Source organism: Microbacterium sp. NPDC089186 (assembly GCF_040685115.1).
Classification (GTDB): domain Bacteria; phylum Actinomycetota; class Actinomycetes; order Actinomycetales; family Microbacteriaceae; genus Microbacterium; species Microbacterium galbum.
Genome location: NZ_JBFBHJ010000001.1, coordinates 937,743 through 954,225 on the forward strand (window position 1 = coordinate 937,743; position 16,483 = coordinate 954,225).

Below are 16,483 nucleotides of genomic sequence, written 5' to 3' on the forward strand. Positions count from 1 at the left end.
TCGCGACGTTCATGACGAAGTGACGACCGGGGCAGGTCGACCGCGACGACGGTCGACCTGTCCCCCCCCCCCCCGGAACGGCGAGCTCGCCACCGGATTCTCGATGAAGAGGAGATGCGACGTGTCCATCAGAAGAAACGCGGCCGTCGGCGCCGTGATCGGCGCCCTGGTGCTGGCGGGGGCGTCCGCGCCGCCCGCGGCGGCGGCCAGTTCCGTCACGTTCACCGCCACATACGGCACCGATGCGGGCCAGCAGCTCGACGACGCCCGGCTGCTCAACGGCTCTCAGGGCGGCTATGCCGTCACGAAGAACCTGCACCTGCTTCCCGAGACGCTCGGTCAGGTCAACTCGACCGGAGTGCGTTCGGTACGCATCGACCACATCTTCGACGACGACTTCTACGGGCTCGTCTCCCGCAACGCGTCGGGAGCGCTGACGTTCGATTTCACCAAGCTCGACGCGGTGGTGCTGCCCCTGTTCGACCAGGGCATGGTCCCGTGGTTCACCCTCAGTTACATGCCCGGGGCGCTGGCGAAGGACAAGTTCACCGCTCCCTCCAGTTACGCCGACTGGTCGACGGTGGTCTCGACCACCGTCAAGCACTATGCCGATCTGGGGCACACCGGACTCAATTGGGAAGTCTGGAACGAGCCCGACTTCGACTTCTGGAAGTCGGGGGCCACCGCGTTCAACGACCTCTACGCCGCGTCGGCGAGCGCCGTGAAGAGCGCCGATTCGACGGCCCAGATCGGCGGGCCCGCGGTCTACAACATCCAAGCGCCCATCATGGGCTCGTTCCTCGACTACATCGCGGCCAACCCGACGGTGGCCTTCGACTTCGTCAGCTGGCACGACTACGGCGGCAACGACTTCTCGAAGTCCGCGACCGTGGCGGGGATGCTGTCGTCGCGCAAGATCCCCGCGAAGAAGCAGTACGTCACCGAGTGGCACACCACGGCGGCGTTCGGCTCCACCCCCGGTGGCGACGCGGACACGAACGTCCTCGCCTCCTACGCGGCCCGTCGCCTGACCTCGGCGCTGCTGGAGCCCACCCTGAACGGGGTGTTCTTCTTCAGCCCGGTCGAGGGGTGGAACCCCACCGCGGACTTCTCCACCGACCTCGGCCTGCTGACCGTGGAAGGACACCGCAAGGCGGTCGGCAACGTCTTCGAGATGGTCGACCTCATGCCGTCCACGGTGCTGACGTCCACCACGTCCGGAGCGCCGACCGATCGATCGGTCGGCGCGATCGCCACGGGCGACACCGGCAGCAAGACGACCGCGTTCCTCGCGTGGAACGACGGCACCGACGCCTCCACCGTGTCGCTGTCGGCGAGCGCGCTGCCGTTCGCGTCGTCGAACTTTTCGGTCACCCGCTACGACGTGAACGCCACGGCGGGCAACTATTACGCCGACTGGTCCGCCGGCACCCGCAACCGCACGACCGGTCCCAACGAGCTGCTGCGGCCGTCCAGCGTGAAGGTCTCCGCGCCGGCATCCACGTGGTCCTCGCAGGTCAGCATGCCCGCGAAGTCCGTGTCGCTGTTCGTCCTCAGCCCCTCGACGCAGGCTGCGGGTGCCGTCTCGCTGAGCACGCCGACCTCGTCGACGAACGTGGCGCGGGCGAGCACTGTGACCAGCTCGAGCAGCTACACCGGTGGCGGTTGGGGCGGAGCGAAGCTCGTCGACGGTCGGCGTCACACGTACAACGCCTCCGACACGGGCGGGATCTCGCAGGGCTTCACCTCGGATGCCACGACGACGGCGCAGGCGACGCAGTGGGTGCAGCTCGACCTCGGCGGCGCCAAGTCTTTCGACACGGCGACCCTCTGGCCGCGCGACGATCAGGATGCCGATGGCTCGAGCTTCCCCGTCGACTTCTCGCTCGCCGGCTCGAACGACGGCTCGACCTGGACCTCGCTGGTGACCAAGACGGGCTACAAGGCGGGACAGAAGGTCGCGGGACCGCAGGTGTTCTCGACCGGGAAGGCGTCGTACCGCTACGTCCGTCTCACGGCGACGAAGCAGGGCCTCCCGGTCGCCGAGGGGACGTCGCAGGTCTACCGTCTGCAGCTCGCGGAGCTGGAGCTCACCAATGCCGGGCTCTCCAACACCGGCTTCGAGACGGGCGACCTGAGCTCGTGGTCGATCGAGGGAGCGGCATCCGTGGTGTCGATGAACGTCTATGACGGTCGCTACGCCGCGACCTTCACCGGTGCGGGCAAGGGTGTGTACCAGGTGGTGTCGGGGCTGACCCCGAACACGACCTACACGTTCAGCGGATTCGCCAAGTCGGCTGCAGGCGAACCCGTCTACATCGGTGCGAAGAACTTCGGGGGCGCCGAGGTCTCGACGCCGGTGACCACCAGTCATTGGAAGCAGGCGTCGGTCACCTTCACCACCGGATCGTCGGCGACGTCGGCGCTGCTGTACTTCTACAAGAACAGCGGCACGGCTCAGGCCTGGGTCGACGGGGCGGTACTCGTCGCACAGTGATCGGTTGTATCAGCCCCTCCGCTCCCGTCTCGGGCGGAGGGGCTGATCCATGTTCTCCCGGACTTCGGGATGCCACCCAGTGCGCCATCCGTCGAATCGATGACGCCGTATGACGACCGGTTACGGGCCGTAACGGTCCGGTTTGAGCCTCGCGCGGGGGCATGTTGACGTGGTGTCATGACTTCGCACCGCAGCCCGCGCCTGGCCACGATCCTCGGCGCCTCCACCGCAGCCCTCCTCCTCGCCCTCACCGGGTGCGCCGGGGGAGCGGCATCCTCCGACGACTCCTCCCGCATCGTGCTGGGCGCCGACGACGGCAACGAGGCGCACTGGACGGTGCTGAAGCAGAAGCTCGCAGGCGAAGGCATCGACCTCGAGGTGCGCACGATCAACGACGGCGTGCAGCTCAACCAGGGCGTGCAGGACGGCGAGCTCGACGTGAACCTCTTCCAGCACCTCATCTACCTCTCGCAGTTCAACGTCGAGAACAACGGCTCGCTCGTGCCGGTCGGCGCCACCGCGGTGTACCCGCTCGCTCTGTACTCGGAGCAGTACACCGACGTGAAAGACCTGCCCGAGGGCGCCAAGGTCGCGATCCCGAACAACCCGACGAACCTCGCTCGCGGTCTGCTCAACCTGCAGACGGCGGGGCTGCTCACGCTGAAGGACGGCGGGACGGCCCTCTCGACCCCGGCCGACATCGTCACCTCCAAGGTCGAACTGCTGCCCGTCGACACGAACCAGACCGTCACCGCGCTCAAGGACGGCAGCGCGCAGGCCGCGATCGTCAACAACACGCAGGCGCAGAAGGGCGGGCTCGGCGACGAGCTCATCATCTTCAAGGAAGACCTGAACAACCCGCAGCTCGCGCCCTACATCAACGCCTTCGTCACCCGCGACGACAAGAAGGACGACCCGCGCTGGGAGAAGCTCGTCGCCGCGTACCACTCGCCCGAGGTCGAGGCGGCGGTCACCGAGCTGAACCAGGGCAACCTGCAGTTCAAGACCGAGTGGACGGGCGCGCAGCTGCAGGACGAGCTCACCAGCCTCGAAGACGCCCTCAAGGCACAGAAGGGATGACCTCGGTCATCGAGCTGCGGGGCGTCACGAAGAGTTTCCGCACCGATCGCCGCTCCTCCACGAACGCCGTCGACGACGTCACGGTGAGCGTGGAGGAGGGGTCGATCGTCGGGGTCATCGGATACTCCGGCGCGGGCAAGTCGACGCTCGTGCGTCTGCTGAACGGTCTCGAGAAGCCCACCTCGGGCACCGTCGAGGTGCTGGGCGTGAACGTCGGGGATGCCACCGAGGCGAAGCTGCGCGACCTGCGGCGCCGCGTGGGCATGATCTTCCAGCAGTTCAACCTCTTCACCTCGCGCACGGTCGCGGCGAACGTCGCCTACCCGCTCAAGGTCGCCGGCTGGAAGAAGGCCGACCGCGACGAGCGCGTGGCCGAGCTGCTCGACTTCGTGGGCATCGGCGACAAGGCGAAGCAGTACCCGCGACGCCTGTCGGGCGGGCAGAAGCAGCGCGTGGGCATCGCGCGCGCGATCGCGACGAACCCGCAGATCCTGCTCGCCGACGAGGCCACGAGCGCCCTCGACCCGCAGACCACGGCCGAGGTGCTCGATCTGTTGCGCGAGATCAACCGGCGCCTGGGCATCACGATCGTCGTCATCACGCATCAGATCTCGATCGTCCACGAGTTGTGCGACCAGGTCATCGTGATGGACGGCGGCCGCGTCGTCGACAGCGGCGACACCTACCGCGTCTTCGCGCACCCCCGCGCCGACCTGACCAAGCGCTTCGTCGCCGCGGTGACGCAGGGCGTGCCGAGCGGAGAGGCCCTGTCCGCGCTCGCCGCGGGAGGCGGCGCGCTCGTGAGCGTCGAGGTCAACGAGTTTTCGAGCGAGGACGTCTCGGCCGTGTTCCACCGCCACGGCGCGCGTCATTCCGTCGTCTACGGCGGGGTCACCGACGTGCTCGGCAAGCAGCTCGGCACCCTCACCTATCGCGTGCACGCCGAGGATCTCGCACCCGTCGTCGCCGAGCTGCGCGCGCACACCGACGTCGTCCTTCCCGCGGCGGAGGTATCCGCATGAACAAGTGGGACACCCTCACCCCGGTGCTGCTGCAGTCGATCGGCGAGACCGTCTACATGGTCGCGGTGTCGCTGCTCATCGCGGGCGTCGCGGGACTCGTCATCGGTGCGCTCCTGTACGCCACGCGGCCGGGCAACCTGTTCGAGAACCGCGTCGTCTTCTTCGTCGCGAATCTCGTGATCAACCTCATCCGTCCGATCCCGTTCATCATCTTCCTCACCGCGGTGGCTCCGGTCACGCGCGCGGTGACGGGCACGACCCTGGGGACGGATGCCGCGATCGTCCCGATCACGATCATGGCGACCGTCGTGATCGCCCGCGTCGTCGAGCAGAACCTCGTCGCGGTCGATCCCGGAACCGTCGAGGCGGCGCGCGCCGTGGGTGCGCGCCGGATCGGCGTCCTGTTTGGGGTCGTCATCCCCGAGGCGCTCGCCCCGCTCATCCTCGGGTACACCTTCATGTTCATCGCGGTCGTCGACATGTCGGCCATGGCGGGGTACATCGGCGGCGGCGGCCTCGGCAACTTCGCGATCATCTACGGCTATCAGCAGTTCAACCAGCAGGCGACCTGGGTGACCGTGGCGATCATCGTCGTGATCGTGCAGGCCGGCCAGCTGCTCGGCAACACCCTGGCCCAGCGCATCCTGCGGCGCTGACGCGGGCGCCAGCGAAGCCCCGACAGCCCCTCACCCTGTCGAGTGTCCAGAAAACGCCGGTGGTACGCCCCGTGCGCGGCATGTCTCGGACACTCAACAGGGGGGAGCGGCCGCGGCGGGTGGTGAGCACGGCGAACCCGGGCACGCCTACCCTCGACAGATGAGCCTGACCCGCACCCTCGCCCGCTGGCTGCTCGGTGCGGCACTCGTGTTCGCCGGCACCGCGCACCTCACGTTCGCGCGCGACGAGTTAGTCGCCCAGGTGCCGTCCTGGCTGCCGCTCCCGGTCGACGTCACGGTCGTGGCATCCGGGATCGTCGAGATCGCGCTCGGACTCGCCCTCGCGATCCTCCGCCGTCGGCGCGTCGCCGTCGGCTGGATCGTGGCAGCCTTCTTCGTCGCGATCTTCCCGGGCAACATCGAGCAGTTCGTCCGCGGTACCGATGCCTTCGGCCTCGACACCGACCTGGCCCGCGGCATCCGACTCCTCTTCCAGCCCCTGCTGGTGATCTGGGCTCTGTGGTCGACCGGGGCGTGGCGGGCCTGGCGGGAGCGCAGGACCCGCGGCCGCTGAGGCGCCCGGGCCGGCCCGGTGCGCGTCGGCCCCGCGCCGCCTCGGCCGGCAGCACCTCGGCCCGCAGCGCTTCGGTCTGCACCTCGGCCCGCAGGTCCGAGACCGCGGTGGGCGCCGCGTCGCCGATCGCGGCGGGTGAGGCGACGTGGCTGCGGTTCTCGGTGGAAGCCGAGCGGGCCCTCTTCGAGCACCGCCGCCGTGGTCTCGCCGACGCGGTTCCTGAAAAGCCGCTATGGCCTGGCCCCTGAGTTTGAGAACGATTATCAGCAGCGATACGGTGTCTTCATGACCCGTCGTCTTCTCGCCCCCGTCGTCCTCGGCGCGGCGTCCGTGCTCGCCCTCGCCGGTTGCGCCGGCACCTCGACCTCGACCGGCTCGACCGCCGACTCCGGCGGCAAGGTCACCGTCGTGGCATCCACCGACGTCTACGGCTCGATCGCCGAGGCCGTCGGCGGCGACTTCGTCGACGTGCAGTCGATCATCACCTCGTCGTCGCAGGACCCCCACGAGTACGAGGCGAGTGCGCAAGACCAGCTCACGCTGAAGAACGCGGGGCTCGTGATCGAGAACGGTGCGGGCTACGACGCCTTCATGGAGTCGCTCATCGAGGCCAGCGGCACCTCGGCTCCCGTGCTCACGGCGGTCGAGTACAACCACGACTACCCCGGCGCCGACGGGCACGACGACAGCGCGACCCCGGCGCCGAGCGAGAGCGCCGACGACCACGCGCACGATGAGGGCGACGGCCACGACCACATCGAGGGCTTCAACGAGCACGTCTGGTACGACCCGCACACGATCGAAGACCTCACCGCGGCCATCGCGGAAGAGCTCGGTACGCTCGCGCCCGACCACGTCGCCGACTTCACCGCCAACGCCCAGGCGTTCACCCAGCAGATCGCCGGGCTCGAGGACTCCCTCTCCCAGATCGAGGCGAAGGATGCCGGGGCGAAGGTGTTCGTGACCGAGCCGGTGCCGGTCTACCTCATCGAGGCGGCGGGGCTCGACAACGCGACCCCGAACGAGTTCAGCGAGTCGGTCGAGGAGGGCCAGGACGTCCCCCGGCGACGCTCCTGGAATCGCTGCAGCTGATCGATTCGGGTGAGGTCCGCGTGATGATCGTCAACCCGCAGACCGGCGGCGCCGAGACGACGCAGGTCGAGGACGAGGCGAAGGCGAAGAACATCCCGGTGATCGAATTCACGGAAACGCTCCCGGAGGGTCAGACTTACATCTCGTGGATGCAGAGCAACATCACGGCGCTGAGCGACGCGCTGGGCGCGTGAGCGCAGCGGCCCCACTGCGCATCCACGGCGCCGCCCTCGAGAGGGGCGGACGCGAGCTCTGGGCCGGGCTCGATCTCGAGGTCGAGCCCGGCGAGCTCGTCGCCGTCCTCGGGCCCAGCGGCTCGGGCAAGACCACCCTGCTGCGCGCGATCCTCGGACTCGAGCGGCTGAGCGCCGGCTCGATCGAGGCGCTGGGCGCGCCGGTGCGCCGCGCCGGCAACCGTCGCATCGGCTACATCCCCCAGCAGCGGCCGCTCCCGCGCGAGACGCCGCTGCGCGGGCGCGACATCGTGGGTCTCGGCGTCGACGGACACCGGCTCGGCCTGCCGCTGTCGCGCAAGAAGGACCGTGCCCGCGTCGACGAGCTGCTCGAAGCCGTCGGGGCGACCGCGTTCGCCGACCGCCCGGTCGGGCTGCTCTCCGGCGGCGAGCAGCAACGGCTGCGCGTGGGCCAGGCCCTCGCCGACGACCCCGCCCTGCTGCTGTGCGATGAGCCGCTCACGAGTCTCGACCTCGCCAACCAGCAGGCCGTCGTCCGCCTCATCGACCGTCACCGACGCGAACGCGACGCCGCCGTGCTCCTGGTCACCCACGACATCAATCCGGTGCTGTCGAGGGTCGACCGCATCCTCTACATCGCCCACGGTCGCTTCACGCTCGGCACCCCCGACGAGGTGCTCACGACCGAGACGCTGAGCGCGCTCTACGGCGCCCCGGTCTACGTGGTGCGGGCGGGCGACCAGCTCATCGTCGTCGGAGCTCCGGATGCCGACGACTCCCACCACCATCACCACGACGAGGACGACGCATGAACTGGTCCGACGTCGGCGACGCCCTGTTCGGCGGGGTGAGCCAGTACGGCGCGATCCTCGAGCTCGTGCAGAACTCCGTCTACGCCGGTGCCGTCCTGGGCCTCGTGGGCGGACTCATCGGCGTCTTCGTGATGCAGCGCGACATGGCCTTCGCCGTGCACGGCATCAGCGAGCTCTCCTTCGCCGGCGCCGCGGTGGCGCTGCTGATCGGCGTCGACGTCGTGTCGGGGTCGATCGTCGGCTCCCTGATCGCTGCTGCGCTCATCGGCCTGCTCGGGGCCCGCGCGCGCGACCGCAACTCGATCATCGGCGTGCTCATGCCGTTCGGCCTGGGCGTCGGCATCCTGTGCCTGTCGCTCTACAACGGGCGAAGCGCGACGCGGTTCAGCCTGCTGACCGGCCAGATCGTGTCGGTGCAGAGCGGACAGCTCGGGTGGCTGGTCGTCATCGGCGTCGCGGTGCTGGTCGCGCTGCTGCTGATCTGGCGCCCGCTGCGCTTCGACTCGCTCGACCCGCAATCGGCCGCCGCCCGCGGCGTCCCCACGACCGCCGTGTCGCTGGGATTCATGCTGCTGCTCGGGTTGATCGTCGCCGTCGCGGTGCACATCATCGGCGCCCTGCTCGTGATGGCGCTGCTGGTCACCCCGGCCGCGGCCGCCATGCGGGTGGCATCCGGGCCCCTGTCGGTGCCGGTGCTCGCGGCGCTGTTCGGATTCGTCTCGGCGGTGGGCGGGGTGCTGCTCGCGGTCGCGGGCACCTTGCCGGTGAGCCCGTACATCACCACCATCTCGTTCGCGATCTACCTCGTGTGCCGCGTGATCGGCGCGCGCCGCGATCGCACAACCCGTGCGCTGTAGCACCCAGCCGATTCACCGAACCCCTCGCTAGACTCGCCGGCATGGTCCAGCGCAACACGTGGCAGCGCGAGCGCGTGCGCGAAGCCCTCTCCGGAGCCGGCGGCTTCGTCAGCGCGCAGTCGCTGCACGCGACCCTGCGCGACGAGAACACCGGCATCGGACTGGCCACCGTCTACCGCACCCTCGCCGGCCTCGCCGCCCGGGGCGACGCGGACTCGCTGCAGAGTCCCGACGGCGAGAACCTGTTCCGCGCGTGCGAGACCCGCGGTCACCACCATCACCTCATCTGCCGATCGTGCGGCAAGGCCGTCGAGATCGCGGCGACCGACGTCGAGGAGTGGGCCCAGCGCACGGCCGCCCAGCACGGCTTCAGCGAGGCCGAGCACGTCGTCGACATCTTCGGCATCTGCACCGACTGCGCCCGCGCCCGGGCTCGTGAGCGTGGCGACGAGTAGTCGCACCGCGCCGTCGACCCGTCGGCGCTCCGCCGCCCCCCGCTCGGGCGGCTCCCGCACCCTCGTCGCGCTCGGCCTGGGTGTCGTCGTGGTCACCGCGCTGTTCCTCGTCGACGCGCTCGCGCCCACCTTCTTCTCGCAGCCCCTGCCCACCCGCGCGCAGGACGGCCTGACCCTCGCGCTGAGCGTGCTCATCGAGTCGCTGCCGTTCGTCATCCTGGGCGTGGTGCTCTCGATCATCGTCCAGGTCTGGGTGCCGCCGGGGGCGATCGAGAGATGGATGCCGCGCGCGCCGTGGGCGCGCCGGGCGGTGCTGTCGCTGCTGGGCATGTTCATCCCCGTGTGCGAGTGCGGCAACGTGCCCTTCGCCCGCGGACTGCTCATGCGCGGCTTCGGGGTGAGTGACACCCTCACCTTCCTCGTGGCGGCGCCGATCGTGAACCCGATCGTGATCATCTCCACGCACGCCGCGTTCGGCTTCAGCGACGGCATCCTCGTCGCGCGCCTCATCGGCGGATACCTCGTCGCCAACCTCATCGGGTGGCTGTACAGCCGGCATCCGGATCCCGACAAGCTGCTCACGGAGCGGTTCCTCGAAACGTGCGAGATCGTCGTGCAGGAGCGCGGCGATCGCGGACGTCGCACGCTCGCCCAGTTCGTCGTCGAGCTGCGGTCGGTCATGCCGGCGCTCATCATCGGGTCGCTCCTCGCCGGGGCGGTGCAGGTGCTCGTGCCGCGGAGCGCGCTGCTGGCCATCGGCTCCGACCCCGCCCTGTCGATCGCCGCGATGATGGTGCTCGCCCTCGTCGTGTCGCTGTGCTCGAACGTCGACGCGTTCTTCGCGCTCTCGTTCGCCTCGACGTTCACCCCGGGGTCGATCGTGGCCTTCCTCGTGGTCGGCCCGATCATCGACCTGAAGATGATGGCGCTGCTGCGCACGACCTTCACCACCCGCGTCCTGGCGGGGATGACGGTGGTCGTCGTGCTCTTCGCCTTCGCGCTCGGAACGGTGGTGAACCTCCTTGTCTAGAACCGGCGCTCTCGCGACCCGCTGGCTCGGCGTGGGCCTGACCGCGTGCCTGTCGGTCACCACCATCACGCTCTGGGTCACCGGCCGCATGTCGCTGTACATCAATCCGGATTCGGCCTGGTTCGCCGTCGGGATGTCGATCGTGGCCCTCGTCGGCGCGATCGCCTCGTTCGCGCTGCCGCTCGGCGCCGAAGCCGACCACGGCCACGACCACGAGCACGGGCACGCGCCGGCGGCCGCCTCCGCGCGCCGCGAGGCCTTCGCGCACGCCGACCACGAGCACAGCGACGCCCTGGACGATCACGACCACGCCGCGCACGACCACCTCGCCGCGCGCCCCCGCCTGACCCCGAGCGGGATCGCCGCGTTCACGGGAGGCGTCCTCGCCTCGGGCGCGGTGATCGCCGTGCTGCTGACCCCGGCCGCGTCTCTGTCGGCCGAGCTCGCCGTCTCGCGCGACGTGGGGGCCCCTCCGCTGTTCGCCGGTTCCGACGTCGTGACCCTCGCCGCCTCGGGGGACACGTCGAAATTCGGCATCGGCGACTGGTCGGCGGTCTTCGCACACGCGACGAACCCGGAGACCTTCGACGGAAAGCCGGTCACCCTCACCGGCTTCATCACCCCGGGCGGCGACGGCGCCACCTTCGACCTCACGCGCCTGGTCATCACGCACTGCGTGATCGACGCGCAGACCGCCCGCCTGCCGATCGCCGCGGCGGTCGACGCGCCCTCGACCGGGCAGTGGGTCACGGTCACGGGCACCGTCCGCTCGAGCGGCGACGGCACGCTCGAGGTGCACGCCGACGAGGTCGCCGCGATCGACGAGCCGGCGGACCCGTATGAGTACTGACGCCCGGCGGGCGGGGGAGTCCCGACGTTCGCGTGCCCGCACGCGCCGGGGCCGCAGGTTCGCGGTCGCCTTCGCGGCGGTGCTGGTGGGCCTGGTCGTGGTCGGCGGGGTGGGCGGGATCTTCGCCGTGGCGCAGGGGCCGCGCGTCACCGACGTGCAGGTGGACCCGGCCGCTGCGGTGGCTGCCTCGGGGTCGCGCGTCATCCTCACCACGACCCAGTCGCTCGAGACGGTCGACCCCTCGCAGGTCGAGGTCGAGCCGGCGACGCCCTTCACCGTCGACACCTCGGGGCGCAGCGTGGGTGTGCGCTTCACGCTCCCGTTGCGCGACGACACCGATTACCGCATCACCGTCAACGGGGTGAACGGACTGGGAGCCGGGCCCGCCTCGACCCTCACCGAGACCTTCCGCACGCCGCCGCTGCAGGCCTACCTGATGCAGCGCGGCACTCCCGAGGGCGACACGATCTTCCGCACCGACCTGGAGGGCGAGGCCGGGCTCCCCGTCTTCGTCCACCCGCACATCGAGGACTTCCGCGCCACCGCCAACCATCTCGTGATCTCGGTGCGCGACGGTGACACCGCCCGGGTGATCGTGACCGATCCCGACGGGAAGAACGAGCGCGACATCGCCCTGCCGGGGCCGGGCTTCGTCACGAACCTGCAGTCGGCCGACCGGGGCGAGCGCATCGGCTTCACCTTCTCGGATGCCGACTTGAGTGCGGCGGGAGGACGCGAGAGCCGCCTGTTCACGGCGTCGGCCGCCGAGGACTCCCCGCCCACCGAGGTGGGGCTGAACGGCGGCGACGTGCGCATCGCCGACTACCGGTTCGTCCCCGACACCGACAGCATGCTCGTGCTCACCTTCGACTCGCGCCTCCTGCTCACCGACGCCCAGGGTGGGAACGCGGCCCCTCTCGGCAGCGCCGTGTCGATCGACGGCATCGCGCGCGGATCGTCGGTGGCGGTCGTCGAGCGGCTCGAGGGCATCCGCGAGATCAACCTCACCGACGGCTCCGAGCAGGGGCTCGTCGACCCCGTCGACCCGCCGGGTCTCGCGGGTCGGGCCACCCCCGTGCCGGGTGCCGGCGCGGGGACCATCCGCTCCTTCGCCGACATCAGCTCCGACGGCGTCTCGCGGTCGACCATCGTGGCGCACGTCGACACCGACGGCGCCGTGCGGCAGCTGCTGGACGTGCCGGGCACCGACACCGTGCTGCAGACCTGCGTCTCGCCGAGCGGGCGCTATGCCGCCGTGCTCATCGCCCCCCGGGCGGTCGACAACCCCTTCGACCGCTACCAGCTGCCGCTCCCGCAGCGTCTTCTCACGCACCTCGTCGAGGTCGACACCGGCCAGGAGGTCGTGGCCCTGCAGGGCTTCGAGTTGTCGTGGTGCCAGGTCCCGCCGCAGTGATGCGTGCGGCGACCCGCGCCGATCTCACCGCCCTGCCGGCCGAGGTCGCTCCGCGGCTGCTCGACGCACGGCTGGAGACCGTCGTCGCGGGGGAGCGGGTCGTCGTGCGTCTCACCGAGGTCGAGGCTTATCACGGACGGGGAACGGGCGACCGTCCCGATCCGGGGTCCCACGCGCGGATGGGGCCCACGCCGCGCAACGCCACCATGTGGGGAGAGCCCGGTCATCTCTACGTCTACCTCAGTCACGGCATCCATTCCTGCGTCAACGTGGTGTGCGGGCCCGACGGTGTGGCCGGTGGAGTGCTGCTGCGCGGCGGCGAGATCGTCGAGGGTGCGGACATCGCCGAGCGGCGCCGTCTCGAACGTCGGGGCGCGGTGCGCACGCCCCGCGACCTCGCGCGGGGTCCCGGTCGTCTCGGCGACGCCGTGGGGCTCCGGCATCCCCTCCACGACGGCATCGACGCGGTCACGGGGCAGGAGCGCGCCGGGGCGCGGGCGCGTCTGTACCTGCCCGAGACCCCGCCGGTGGCCGTGGCGACCGGACCGCGCGTGGGCGTGGCCGGCATCGCCGGTACCGCCGCGTTCCCCTGGCGCTTCTGGATCGAGGGGGATGCCACCGTCTCGGCCTTCCGCTGGGGACGGGGAGCCGCCGAGGCCGCCGCCGGAGGGGGCTGAGAGAGCCGGCGCCCTGTCCGGTCCCTTCGGCGGGCTCAGGGACCTGGGTGGGGCGGGCAGGGGGTCCGGTCGCTGAGACGGGCTCAGGGACCCGGTGAGGTGGCTGAGCCTGTCGAGCCACGGCCCCGCTTCGATGACCGGATCAGGTCAAGGCGACACGCCGTGCTAGACTGACCCCTTGTCTGCGCGCACTCCAGCACGCAGTTCGCATCCCTCCTTCTGATCCCGGCCTTCCGTCGTGTTCAGACGGGGTGCAGACAAGGGATCTTGGGTGGCACCGTCCGGTGTCACGGTACAGAAGGAGACATCACCATGGCAGCAGTGTGCCAGGTGACTGGAGCGGTTCCCGGCTTCGGTCACAACATCTCGCACTCGCACCGCCGGACGAAGCGCCGCTTCGACCCGAACGTGCAGAAGAAGACCTACTTCGTTCCGTCGCTGGGTCGCAACATCAAGCTCAACGTTTCGGCGAAGGGCATCAAGGTCATCGACGCTCGCGGCATCGAGTCCGTCGTCCGTGACCTGCAGGCGAAGGGCGTGAAGCTGTAATGGCGAAGAAGGCTCAGGACGTTCGTCCGATCATCAAGCTGCGTTCGACCGCCGGCACGGGGTACACCTACGTGACGCGCAAGAACCGCCGCAACAACCCCGACCGCATCGTGCTCAAGAAGTACGACCCCGTGGTCCGCAAGCACGTCGACTTCCGAGAGGAGCGCTAAGCACATGGCTAAGAAGAGCAAGATCGCGCGCAACGAGCAGCGCAAGGTCGTCGTCGAGCGCTACGCCGCGAAGCGCGCCGAGCTGAAGAAGACCCTGGTCGACCCCAACGCGACCGACGAGGCCCGCGAGGCCGCCCGCGTGGGTCTGCAGAAGCTGCCCCGCAACGCGTCGCCCGCGCGCGTGCGCAGCCGCGACGTCATCGACGGCCGCCCCCGCGGTGTCCTCACGAAGTTCGGCGTCTCGCGCGTCCGCTTCCGTGACATGGCGCACCGTGGCGAGCTGCCCGGCGTGACCAAGTCGTCCTGGTAAGCACCAGACACACGAACGAAGGGCGGGGTTCCGAGAGGAGCCCCGCCCTTCGTCGTTCTCATGCCAGGATGCGCCGCAGTTCGACGACGGCGGCGCTGCGCGCGCCCACGCCGAGCTTGACGTAGATCGACCGCACCTGGCTCTTCACCGTGTTCAACGACACCCCGCGCGTGCGGGCGATGTCGGCGAGGCCGGCAGGCGTCAGCAGCAGCTCCGCGAGCGCGCGTTCGGTGGGAGTGAAGCCGTGCAGGTGGTCCGCCAACCGGGGCGCCTCGACCGGGGCGCCGACCGAGGCCAGGGCCGTGCGGATGTACGCGGCGGTCTCGGCGAGTTCGGGGTGCGTGCAGACCGCGGCGTCGACGAGCGCGGCGCATTCCTCCGGGGGGAGCATGATGAACGGGGTCATCGAATTCCCCGTGTGCGCGATGAGCAGGAGAGCCGATTCCATGCTCTGGGCGGCGCGGCGGTCGTCACCGAGGCGATGGAACGCGATGGCCCTCCGCAGCAACAGCGGTGTCAGCGTCCGCAGGCAGTGGTCGGAGTCGGAGGCCGCGCACGCTTCGGTCTCCGCGAGCATCTCCCGCTCTCGGCCGAGAAGCAGCAGTGCGCCGCCGCGCTGCATGGCGAAGCAGATACCGTGCCCCTCCGGGCTCTCCGCGGTGGAGAGCGAGGCGAGCGACTCGGCGTACTGCCCCTGCGCGAGCATGATGTCGGAGCGGATGCAGAGCAGGAAGTCGCGGATGAAGCGGTGGCTCATGCTGCGTTCGCTCCCGTGCAGCAGCTGCTGGCAGGCGGCGAGACCGGCGGCGTGCTCGCCGTGGATGAGCCGGCCCATCGCGTCGATCGCCCGGGCCGAGTATCGCGAGTACGGGTCCGTCGGGTGCACGCGCTCGAGCTCTCGTGCCACCCCGCGCAACCGCAGATGGTCCATGCGGGCGGCCGCCACCAGCGAGTCGGCGAGCAGCAGAAGGTACGACGACTCCTCCTCGGCCCATCCGCCTGTTCGGAACAGCGCGGAGGCGGCATCCATGACGGGGTCGGCGGAGGTGTACTCCCCATTGAGGGCGAACCCCAGCGCCGTCACCGTGAGAGCGTAGAAGCGCGTCGCGTCGCTGTCGGCGAAGAGCTGAGCCTCACGGCCGAAGCGCACCGCGACCTGCGGCAGCCCGACGGCGCACAGGTACTCGCCGGCGCCGGCCAGGAGGACCGCGCGCGCCTCCATCGACAGCGAGGCCGGTCGGATCAGCCGGGTGCCGTCGAAGTAGCGCCAGACGAGGGCGGCGCCGTCGCCGAGGGCGTCGCGCCGGGCGCGGGCCGCGAACATGGCCGACAGCGCGCGAGCGCTCGAATCGGCCCAGACGCGGGGAGACGCCGGGGCTTCGACCTCCGACAGGAGGGAGAGGTGGCGCGGATCGGGGAGACCGTGCCCCGGTGCGAGGCGCAACGCGGTGGCGTTCACGGCGGCGCGCAGTGCGGCGCGCGCGTCGATGGACGTCTGCGTGCTCGGCATCCCCACACCCCCGGGCTCAGCTCACCCGACATCTTCATCCGATCGCGCGGTGGCTTCCGCGAATTGGGTCGCTGACATCGTACTTCGCACGTTCCACAGCGAATCCGGGTGACTCGTGAGCGCTCGGGGCGGGCCCGATCGTTCGCACTACAGTTCACCCGAGAAGGTCGGCGGGGTCGCCTCGTCCGTGACGGGGACGGCCTGGCCGCGGCATCGACCGGCTGCGCTCGACGTCGTCGACCGGCCTCCCGCCGTCGGTCGGGAGCCGAACGACGGCGACACGCCGCGCAGATCGGGGCGAAATCCGACAGAATCCGCGTAATTCCGCGGTTCGGTTGATACTGTCGAGGCGGTCTCCCGACCACCGAGGAGGATTCCTCCTCGTCCGCGTAACGAGAGGCGACATCCGTCGTCGCCTGGAGGACAAACCACATGGCCGACAAGTCCATCACCAAGACCGAGCTCGTCGCGAGCATCGCCAGCGCGACCGGGCAGAGCCAGTCCGCCGTGTCGGGCGTGCTCGACTCCCTCTTCTCCACCGTCTCCGAGGCGGTCGCCAAGGGCAGCAAGGTCTCGATCCCCGGCTGGATCGCCTTCGAGCAGGTCGCCACGTCGGCTCGCACGGGCCGCAACCCGCAGACGGGCGAGGAGATCTCCATCCCCGCCGGCAAGCGCGTCAAGGTCACCGCGGGCTCGAAGCTCAAGGCCGCCGTCAAGTAAGACGACACCGAACC

The 16,483-nt window shown here is 70.1% G+C and carries 19 protein-coding genes; 18 read left to right on the plus strand and 1 reads right to left on the minus strand.

Features of this window, described 5'->3' with window-relative positions:
* Nucleotides 1–121: 121 nt before the first annotated feature.
* The 17 genes from AB0N82_RS04425 to rpsN all read left to right on the plus strand — a co-directional run bounded on the left by AB0N82_RS04425 (nt 122) and on the right by rpsN (nt 14,239).
* On the plus strand, nt 122–2,497 hold the full coding sequence (locus AB0N82_RS04425) for a carbohydrate binding domain-containing protein (RefSeq protein WP_363388602.1): 2,376 nt from the start codon (nt 122–124) through the stop codon (nt 2,495–2,497).
* Nucleotides 2,498–2,674: 177 nt separating this feature from the next.
* Nucleotides 2,675–3,577: a MetQ/NlpA family ABC transporter substrate-binding protein gene (locus tag AB0N82_RS04430; RefSeq protein WP_363388607.1), complete on the plus strand. Its 903-nt coding sequence runs from the start codon at nt 2,675–2,677 to the stop codon at nt 3,575–3,577.
* On the plus strand, nt 3,574–4,599 hold the full coding sequence (locus AB0N82_RS04435; protein WP_363388611.1) for a methionine ABC transporter ATP-binding protein: 1,026 nt from the start codon (nt 3,574–3,576) through the stop codon (nt 4,597–4,599). Before AB0N82_RS04430 ends, AB0N82_RS04435 begins: the two co-directional genes overlap by 4 nt.
* Complete coding sequence (locus AB0N82_RS04440; RefSeq protein ID WP_315994224.1) at nt 4,596–5,255, plus strand: methionine ABC transporter permease; 660 nt, start codon at nt 4,596–4,598, stop codon at nt 5,253–5,255. Before AB0N82_RS04435 ends, AB0N82_RS04440 begins: the two co-directional genes overlap by 4 nt.
* A gap of 160 nt (nt 5,256–5,415) precedes the next feature.
* A complete protein-coding gene (locus AB0N82_RS04445) occupies nt 5,416–5,829 on the plus strand; it encodes a hypothetical protein (RefSeq protein WP_363388614.1) in 414 nt (137 codons plus the stop codon).
* Nucleotides 5,830–6,114: 285 nt separating this feature from the next.
* Nucleotides 6,115–6,921: a zinc ABC transporter substrate-binding protein gene (locus AB0N82_RS04450; RefSeq protein ID WP_363388617.1), complete on the plus strand. Its 807-nt coding sequence runs from the start codon at nt 6,115–6,117 to the stop codon at nt 6,919–6,921.
* A 23-nt stretch (nt 6,922–6,944) separates the two neighbouring features.
* Nucleotides 6,945–7,115 (plus strand): hypothetical protein, encoded by a 171-nt coding sequence (locus AB0N82_RS04455; protein ID WP_363388620.1) that lies wholly within the window; start codon nt 6,945–6,947, stop codon nt 7,113–7,115.
* A complete protein-coding gene (locus AB0N82_RS04460) occupies nt 7,112–7,927 on the plus strand; it encodes a metal ABC transporter ATP-binding protein (RefSeq protein ID WP_315994227.1) in 816 nt (271 codons plus the stop codon). The genes AB0N82_RS04455 and AB0N82_RS04460 overlap by 4 nt, the downstream gene beginning before the upstream one ends.
* Entirely contained in the window at nt 7,924–8,784 is an 861-nt protein-coding gene (locus tag AB0N82_RS04465; protein ID WP_363388624.1) for a metal ABC transporter permease, read from the plus strand. Before AB0N82_RS04460 ends, AB0N82_RS04465 begins: the two co-directional genes overlap by 4 nt.
* A gap of 41 nt (nt 8,785–8,825) precedes the next feature.
* On the plus strand, nt 8,826–9,239 hold the full coding sequence (locus AB0N82_RS04470; protein ID WP_076673009.1) for a transcriptional repressor: 414 nt from the start codon (nt 8,826–8,828) through the stop codon (nt 9,237–9,239).
* Entirely contained in the window at nt 9,220–10,269 is a 1,050-nt protein-coding gene (locus AB0N82_RS04475) for a permease (RefSeq protein ID WP_315994229.1), read from the plus strand. Before AB0N82_RS04470 ends, AB0N82_RS04475 begins: the two co-directional genes overlap by 20 nt.
* On the plus strand, nt 10,262–11,119 hold the full coding sequence (locus AB0N82_RS04480) for a DUF1980 domain-containing protein (protein WP_315994230.1): 858 nt from the start codon (nt 10,262–10,264) through the stop codon (nt 11,117–11,119). The genes AB0N82_RS04475 and AB0N82_RS04480 overlap by 8 nt, the downstream gene beginning before the upstream one ends.
* On the plus strand, nt 11,109–12,533 hold the full coding sequence (locus tag AB0N82_RS04485; protein WP_363388629.1) for a hypothetical protein: 1,425 nt from the start codon (nt 11,109–11,111) through the stop codon (nt 12,531–12,533). Before AB0N82_RS04480 ends, AB0N82_RS04485 begins: the two co-directional genes overlap by 11 nt.
* Nucleotides 12,533–13,210, plus strand: coding sequence for a DNA-3-methyladenine glycosylase (locus AB0N82_RS04490; protein ID WP_363389424.1), 678 nt, complete (start codon nt 12,533–12,535; stop codon nt 13,208–13,210). The genes AB0N82_RS04485 and AB0N82_RS04490 overlap by 1 nt, the downstream gene beginning before the upstream one ends.
* Nucleotides 13,211–13,522: 312 nt before the next feature.
* Nucleotides 13,523–13,759: a 50S ribosomal protein L28 gene (gene rpmB, locus AB0N82_RS04495; protein WP_055832508.1), complete on the plus strand. Its 237-nt coding sequence runs from the start codon at nt 13,523–13,525 to the stop codon at nt 13,757–13,759.
* Nucleotides 13,759–13,929, plus strand: a complete 171-nt coding sequence (gene rpmG, locus AB0N82_RS04500) for a 50S ribosomal protein L33 (RefSeq protein WP_013584775.1) — start codon at nt 13,759–13,761, stop codon at nt 13,927–13,929. The genes rpmB and rpmG overlap by 1 nt, the downstream gene beginning before the upstream one ends.
* Before the next feature lie 4 nt (nt 13,930–13,933).
* Nucleotides 13,934–14,239 carry a 30S ribosomal protein S14 gene (gene rpsN / locus AB0N82_RS04505; protein ID WP_022878196.1) on the plus strand — a complete coding sequence of 102 codons (306 nt, stop codon included), beginning with the start codon at nt 13,934–13,936 and terminating at the stop codon, nt 14,237–14,239.
* A gap of 58 nt (nt 14,240–14,297) precedes the next feature.
* Here the strand turns inward: rpsN and AB0N82_RS04510 are convergent, their stop codons facing one another.
* Entirely contained in the window at nt 14,298–15,749 is a 1,452-nt protein-coding gene (locus AB0N82_RS04510; RefSeq protein ID WP_363388632.1) for a hypothetical protein, read from the minus strand.
* A gap of 432 nt (nt 15,750–16,181) precedes the next feature.
* Between AB0N82_RS04510 and AB0N82_RS04515 the strand changes: the two genes are divergently transcribed.
* Nucleotides 16,182–16,469, plus strand: a complete 288-nt coding sequence (locus AB0N82_RS04515) for an HU family DNA-binding protein (protein WP_013584778.1) — start codon at nt 16,182–16,184, stop codon at nt 16,467–16,469.
* Nucleotides 16,470–16,483: the final 14 nt, after the last annotated feature.